Source organism: Hydrogenophaga intermedia, from assembly GCF_023715105.1.
Lineage (GTDB): Bacteria > Pseudomonadota > Gammaproteobacteria > Burkholderiales > Burkholderiaceae_C > Hydrogenophaga > Hydrogenophaga intermedia_A.
In genome coordinates, this window is the sequence record NZ_JAMBNO010000053.1 from 1 (window position 1) to 6,247 (window position 6,247).

5 protein-coding genes and 1 pseudogene are annotated in these 6,247 nt (G+C 58.1%); 3 read left to right on the plus strand and 3 right to left on the minus strand.

Going from position 1 to position 6,247, the window contains the following annotated elements:
• Nucleotides 1-374 precede the first annotated feature (374 nt).
• Nucleotides 375-578: pseudogene (locus M3149_RS22345) on the minus strand (LysR family transcriptional regulator); the annotation flags it as partial.
• Between the two features lie 124 nt (nucleotides 579-702).
• Between M3149_RS22345 and M3149_RS22350 the strand changes: the two are divergent.
• Nucleotides 703-1,110: a RidA family protein gene (locus tag M3149_RS22350; RefSeq protein ID WP_026437797.1), complete on the plus strand. Its 408-nt coding sequence runs from the start codon at nucleotides 703-705 to the stop codon at nucleotides 1,108-1,110.
• A gap of 303 nt (nucleotides 1,111-1,413) precedes the next feature.
• Here the strand turns inward: M3149_RS22350 and M3149_RS22355 are convergent, their stop codons facing one another.
• Nucleotides 1,414-1,695: a DUF427 domain-containing protein gene (locus M3149_RS22355; protein WP_026437798.1), complete on the minus strand. Its 282-nt coding sequence runs from the start codon at nucleotides 1,693-1,695 to the stop codon at nucleotides 1,414-1,416.
• Nucleotides 1,696-2,211: 516 nt separating this feature from the next.
• On the opposite strand from M3149_RS22355, the gene egtD reads away from it, so the two are divergent.
• Complete coding sequence (gene egtD, locus M3149_RS22360; protein ID WP_251711572.1) at nucleotides 2,212-3,240, plus strand: L-histidine N(alpha)-methyltransferase; 1,029 nt, start codon at nucleotides 2,212-2,214, stop codon at nucleotides 3,238-3,240.
• A 229-nt stretch (nucleotides 3,241-3,469) separates the two neighbouring features.
• Nucleotides 3,470-4,738 (plus strand): ergothioneine biosynthesis protein EgtB, encoded by a 1,269-nt coding sequence (gene egtB / locus M3149_RS22365; protein WP_034713439.1) that lies wholly within the window; start codon nucleotides 3,470-3,472, stop codon nucleotides 4,736-4,738.
• Nucleotides 4,739-4,920: 182 nt separating this feature from the next.
• Here egtB and M3149_RS22370 read toward each other — a convergent pair whose 3' ends face one another.
• Nucleotides 4,921-5,523: a uracil-DNA glycosylase family protein gene (locus M3149_RS22370; protein WP_051249094.1), complete on the minus strand. Its 603-nt coding sequence runs from the start codon at nucleotides 5,521-5,523 to the stop codon at nucleotides 4,921-4,923.
• Nucleotides 5,524-6,247: the final 724 nt, after the last annotated feature.

Below are 6,247 nucleotides of genomic sequence, written 5' to 3' on the forward strand. Positions count from 1 at the left end.
CGGCATTGGTCAGGCCAACGTACTTGGCGACGGCTCCCTTGGATATGTTGAGGGTGGCAGCGATCTGCTCGTGCGAGAGATCGGCCTGCCACTTCAGGCGGATAACGTCTTTGATCATGCGTAGAGAAATTCGAGGTTTGGGCATCCGGCTCCTGAAGGCAAAAGCCGTCGAGGTTAGGACGCCCGGGTTGAGTTCTCTACGCAGCACCGCCTGGCTTCAGATCCCACAAAAACGTGGGCTGAAACGGCGGTCACGATGACCGAAATGATCGGTCACGTTGCCGAAACGGCCGGTCACGATGAACCGACAACGGAGTCGGTCACGATGGGCCGAAATCCTCGGTCACGATACCGAAACCAGCGGTCACGTTGGTCCGAAATACCCACGCGGCGCCGTCGGGCGTGATCTTCACCTGCCGCGTGGTGCGGTTCAGCAGCTTCACGCGCAGCCGCGCCTCCAGCTGCTGCACGAGCTGCGTCACAGTGGTCTTGCTCATGTGCAGCGTCTGTGCCGCCTTAGTGAAGCTACCGGCTTCCACTACGCGGGTAAAGGCCTGCATTGCATCGAATCGGTCCATCGGAGATCCTGATGTCAGGGGTTATTGTTTGGAAATGGCAAAAAGTCATTGTGCGACTTGCTTGTTTATCTGAAGACCGTGATCGCCTAGAGTCCACCCATCCCCACCAACAAATAGGTATCTCATGTCTGCACGTGATGTTGTTTTCCCCGCCGGCCGTCAGGCGCTCTATGACAAGAACCGTTACTCACCTGCGATCCGGTCCAACGGCTTTCTATTCGTCTCAGGGCAGGTGGGCAGTAGGCCCGATGGCTCGCCAGAACCCGAATTGCAAGCCCAGGTAAGGCTCGCTTTCGACAACCTCAACGCGATCCTCTCGGCCGCAGGCTGCACGTTCAAAGACGTGGTCGACGTGACCGTGTTCATCGTTGATCCTGAGCCAAAGTTCGAAACCATTTGGGAGGTGGTGGGGGAGTACTGGGGTGAGGCTCCGCACCCCACGCTCACAGCCATTGGCGTAACCTGGTTGTATGGATTCCAGTTCGAGATCAAAGTGATTGCCAAGCTGCCCGAGGCCACTGCTGCCGTGTAATCCGACCACGCGCGGTGCAAGCTAGTCAGGATCAGAGTGATCTGGCCCGGTAGCGGTGGAAACCAACTCGTAGTCGCTACTGACCTGCATCCACTCCTGACAACGCTGCGATGTTTGCAACCGGTGGTGATGCGAGTTCGCCACCACATGCAGCCGGACTACCAAAAGGGGCGTGAGTAACTGCAAAAAAACATACCGTGAGCGAGCAACGTGGAGCTTGTCTGCCGTTTGTGAAAGCAGGAAATGGAAACTGCATCCGTGCCATCACTGACACGATGCATCCATGGCCTCGTCCAGCTTGTCCTACGCTTCGACCTTCACGCCTTTCCAGAAGGCGACTCGATCTTTCACCATTTCGGCACCAGGCTTTGGGTTGGGGTAGTACCAGACCGCATCCGGATTGGTCTCGCCATTCACTTTGAGTGAGTAGTAGCTGGCTAGGCCCTTCCAAGGGCAACTGCTCTTGTGGTCGCTCAAGGTGACATATTCGCGGTTCAGCGAACTGTCGGGAAAGTAGTGGTTCCCCTCAACGACCACCGTGTCGTCGCTCTGCGCAATCACCGCGCCGTTCCATGTGGCTTTCATGTCAATGTCTCCAGTGTGAATTCAAGCAGATGTTCAGATCAGCGCCACTGCGCCATTCTGGGTCGGCACACGCGTGCAGGCATATTCTTTGACGGCAATCAAATCAACTTCGATCGGCATCTCAGTTCAAATTTCTTGGAGGGGTCACTGAAAGTGACTCCTCTCTACGTCAGAGTCGTTCCAATGTAGTGCCTGGAATGGCTTTTTTGTTGGGAAGTGCGCGAACTACGGGCCTTGCGTAGACGATGGGGAACGTTTTCCGGACTATCGGACGCTGGCCGTGAACTCAGTACGTATCGACGATCAAGGCCAGCCGTCAATCAGTCCTGCCTCCCACTGAATGACCACTTCAGGTTCCCTGGCTCATTTTGTCGGACGTCCGGACACATTGGCATGTTGACCCGTGTGGGGTCATCGGAGAAGAATAGTTATGGAGACACAGTAGCTGTAGCCTTCGCTTTTTCTCCGGGTATGGAGCCATTCAAGCATCGTCAGACGTATCGACTGGATGATGGTGTGAGTCAGTATTTGCCTTTCCGTTTGATGAGAAACCCCTCCTTCCCTGCGCCCACAGTAGCGCCCGCCGCCAACTCCTATCTCGGGCTTCTGCGTGATGTGCTTAGTGGAATGGGAAGCCTTAACAAGGCCATTCCTCCGCGCTGGTTCTATGACCAAGAAGGCTCAAAGCTGTTCGAGGACATTACTCGGCTGCCGCAGTACTACCCAACCCGTTGCGAGCGTACGATTCTGTCGACGTACATCCGTGAGATCGTCCCACTCCTGGGGCACAACAAGGTGCTCGTTGAGTTCGGTGCGGGCTCCGCCACCAAGACTTCCGTGCTGCTTGGTAACGCCTTGGTCTCGGAGTACATCGCCATCGACATCTCCGGCGAATTCCTGCGCGAATCCATTGCGTCTTTGCAGGCCCAGTTCCCGCATATTCCCATGCGGCCTGTCGAGGCGGACTTTCTGCGTCCGATGGAGCTGCCGCATACGGTCCTGCAGCGAGGTGGCATCGGCTTTTTCCCGGGATCTACCCTCGGCAACCTCAGCGAAGCGGCCGCAGTCAACCTCCTGCGGACGTTTGGCGACGCCCTTGGCCATGATTCCATCCTGCTCCTGGGGGTCGATCTGCTGAAGGACGAGGCGATCCTCCTGCCGGCATATGACGACCCGCAGGGAGTCACCGCCAGGTTCAACCTCAATCTGCTGCACCGCATCAACCGGGAACTCGGCGGCGACATCCCGGTGTCTGCCTTCAAGCACGAGGTGCGGTGGAATGAAGGGCTATCCCGGATAGAGATGCATCTTCGCGCGCGATACGACGTGCAGTTTCGCGTAGCCGATTGCAGCTTCTCCATGCGGGAGGGCGAAACCATTCATACCGAGAACAGCTACAAGTACACCGTACGGGACATTCGCTTGCTGCTCAGGGCGGGAGGATGGAATACGACCGGCTTTTGGACTGACCCGGACGGATACTTTGCAGTTTTGTCCGCGCAACGTGTCCCGATTGGCAGCGACCAAGAATACAGCGCCGACTGATATGCGCGCCGCCTACATTCTGCGCATCAGCATTGGCTAACCCACTCCCACTCCCTCTCCCTCCTGCGACGACGAAGCCACCTATTCACACGAGGGGGCCTGCTCATAGCGACTGCGGCCAATGTGCGGTCAGAACAATGGACGAAGACGTCGATATGTCCATGTTTTGTCAATCACCTGGCTGCTCTGAACGCCGGGCACGCTCATAAAAAAAAGGACCCCGGGGCTCATGACCAGGAATTTACTTCGCGCGTGTTCTCCCGCGAGTTTTCTCATTCCTGACGCGACAGATCGCGCAGCTCTTGCGAACCGTTTTGCACTGGTTCGCGCAGCCACTCTGAGTGCGGCGAGTCCCCTGAGCGTGGAGGACCAGTGCGCACAGTCAATGGCAGACGCGAGTCCGACGAAGTGGCACCTGGCGCATACCACGTGGTTCTTCGAGGCCGTGGTCCTGATGTCTCACACATCATGCGAGCCCTTCAACGCGTCCTATCTGCACCTGTTCAATTCGTACTACGAGTCCCTGGGTAGCCGCCATCCGAGGGCCCAGCGAGGGCTTCTCACACGTCCAGCACTGCGGGAAGTGCACCGGTATCGTGAGCACGTCGACGCCGCTGTCATTCGGCTCATAGAGGAGGCCGACAACGAAACCCTCGAGTCTGTGGGGCCGCTGATTATTCTTGGTCTGCAGCATGAGCAGCAGCATCAAGAGCTCATTGTCACGGACGCCCTACACCTGCTCTCGTGCAATCCGATGCTCCCGGCACTTCGAGCCTCTGGAGAGGGGCCACTTCGCCTTCAAACTCCTTCACAGGTTAAATGGCTGGATGGACCGAGCGGATTGGTAGAGGTCGGTCACCCAGGCGGAACCTTTGCGTTCGACAACGAAACCCCGCGACATCGTTGTTGGCTGGCGCCATTCCAAATTGCCGACCGCTTGGTCACTTGCTCAGAGTATGTCGACTTCATCGCCGACGGTGGCTATAAAACTCCCGCCTTGTGGCTGTCCGAGGGCTGGGCGGTGGTTCAGTCTAATGGCTGGCAAATGCCCGCCTACTGGATTGCGCCAAGAGACTCCAGCGCGCCGGCCGAGGGGTGGCAGGTGTTCGGGCTTGCCGGAGTCCAGCCGATGGATCTTGGAGCTCCAGTGAGCCAGCTGAGCTTCTATGAGGCTGCTGCCTTTGCTCTATGGAGCGGTGCGCGACTGCCCACAGAGGCTGAATGGGAATCGGCGGCACGGTTGCCGGAGATTCGACAGCTAACAGGTCATGTCTGGCAGTGGACACGCTCTTCTTTTGATCCGTATCCAGGATTCAGGCCATGGCCAGGAGCTATCGGTGAGTACAACGGGAAGTTCATGGTCGGCCAAATTGTTCTCCGCGGTGGAAGCGTGGCCACCCCACGCGGCCACACGCGCCTCACCTATCGCAATTTCTTTCCACCCGCGACCAGGTGGCAATTCAGTGGGCTGCGCCTCGCGCGGGACATGGAGTGTTGATGCCAGGCTGAAACAGAGGCGGGGCACGCCATGGGGCACCGAGTTCCGCCTGCTGATCCCAAGGGATAGCGCTGAACGACTCGGGCAGGGTCGCCGCAGTCCTTGCAGGCGGAGGAACTTGGAGCCAATGCGAAAACTGGTGGTAAGTCCAGGCGCTAAGACCGATAGCAGCCGCAATCGGGCTATGCCAGCGCATCCGCCACGTGGTTGCGAAGCATCGGAACAATGTCCCTGTCGAACCACGGATTCTGCTTCAGCCAGTTCTGGTTGCGCGGCGAGGGGTGGGGCAGGGTGATGAACTGTGGCGCATACGACTTCCATGCTGCGACTGTCTCAGTGAGGGTCGCCTGCCTGCGTTCACCGAGGTATTTCGCCTGAGCGTACTGCCCGATGAGGATAGTCAGTCGAATGTGAGGCAGAGAGGAGAGGATGCGTTCATGCCAAAGAGGCGCGCACTCGGGACGTGGCGGCAAGTCTCCGCTGCGGCCTCGACCGGGATAGCACAGGCCCATCGGCACGATCGCGAACCGGCGCGCGTCATAGAACACCGATTCCTCGACCCCCAACCACTCCCTCAACCGTTTCCCGCTTGCGTCGTGCCACGGAATCCCACTTTCGTGAACCTTAAGGCCTGGTGCTTGACCAACCATCAGGATGCGAGCGGACGGTGAGATTCTCACAATGGGTCGAGGACCCAGCGGGAGATGCGCCTCGCAGACGCGGCATGCTTGAATCTCACTCAGAAGTGCGTCAAGACGACCAGCAGCAGAGCAGTGCAGCGGCATCGAAGTCAAGTGAGAGTCGTTCGCAAAGAGACGTTGAGTAGGCATGACGGTCTGATTGCGAAAGGTTTCCTGTCGCAGCGCAGTGCCAGTCGTGGCCAGCTTACACGCCATCGCGCAGACATGCTCAACGTTTTGGCGTCAGCTTCTGGATAGTTGTTTTGCAAAGAATGAATTCGGTGCGTCCGCGGGGATGGAATCAGGCGGCGCCGAGGCCACTTCCATGCTGCGTTTACGTGAAACGTTACGCCGATCCCTCCAAGTTTGAAGAGCTTGACCTTTGAAGTCGTTGAGGGCCTGTCATTTGGGGAAAGCCTCGGAGTACCGGACCAATGCAGCCACAGCAACCCAGCGACGGTCGGTACCACATCACTGTGCCGATCAATCCTTAGTGCGCCTGGACGGCTTTTCGCTGGGGAACTGCGCGAGCCACATCCCTCGCGGCGACGATAGGAGATGTATTCCGGACTATCGGACACGCCGAGCGCCGTACAGTGCCCCAGCGCTCGCTCCCGAACCCTATTTTGGAGTGGTGCGGAAAACGCTTCCTGCCGGAGCGGCGAGTTCTCTTCTCTTGCTCGCCAAGCGGAATGAAGCTAAGGAAGGTCTGCATAACCCCCGCCGCAGCGTGAGCTGAGTCGTCGATTTTCAGATGACGACATGGAAGGCGGATACCGATGGTTTTTGAAGGCGGATTTCGGCCTTCTGCGGCCGTTTTGACCTGCCT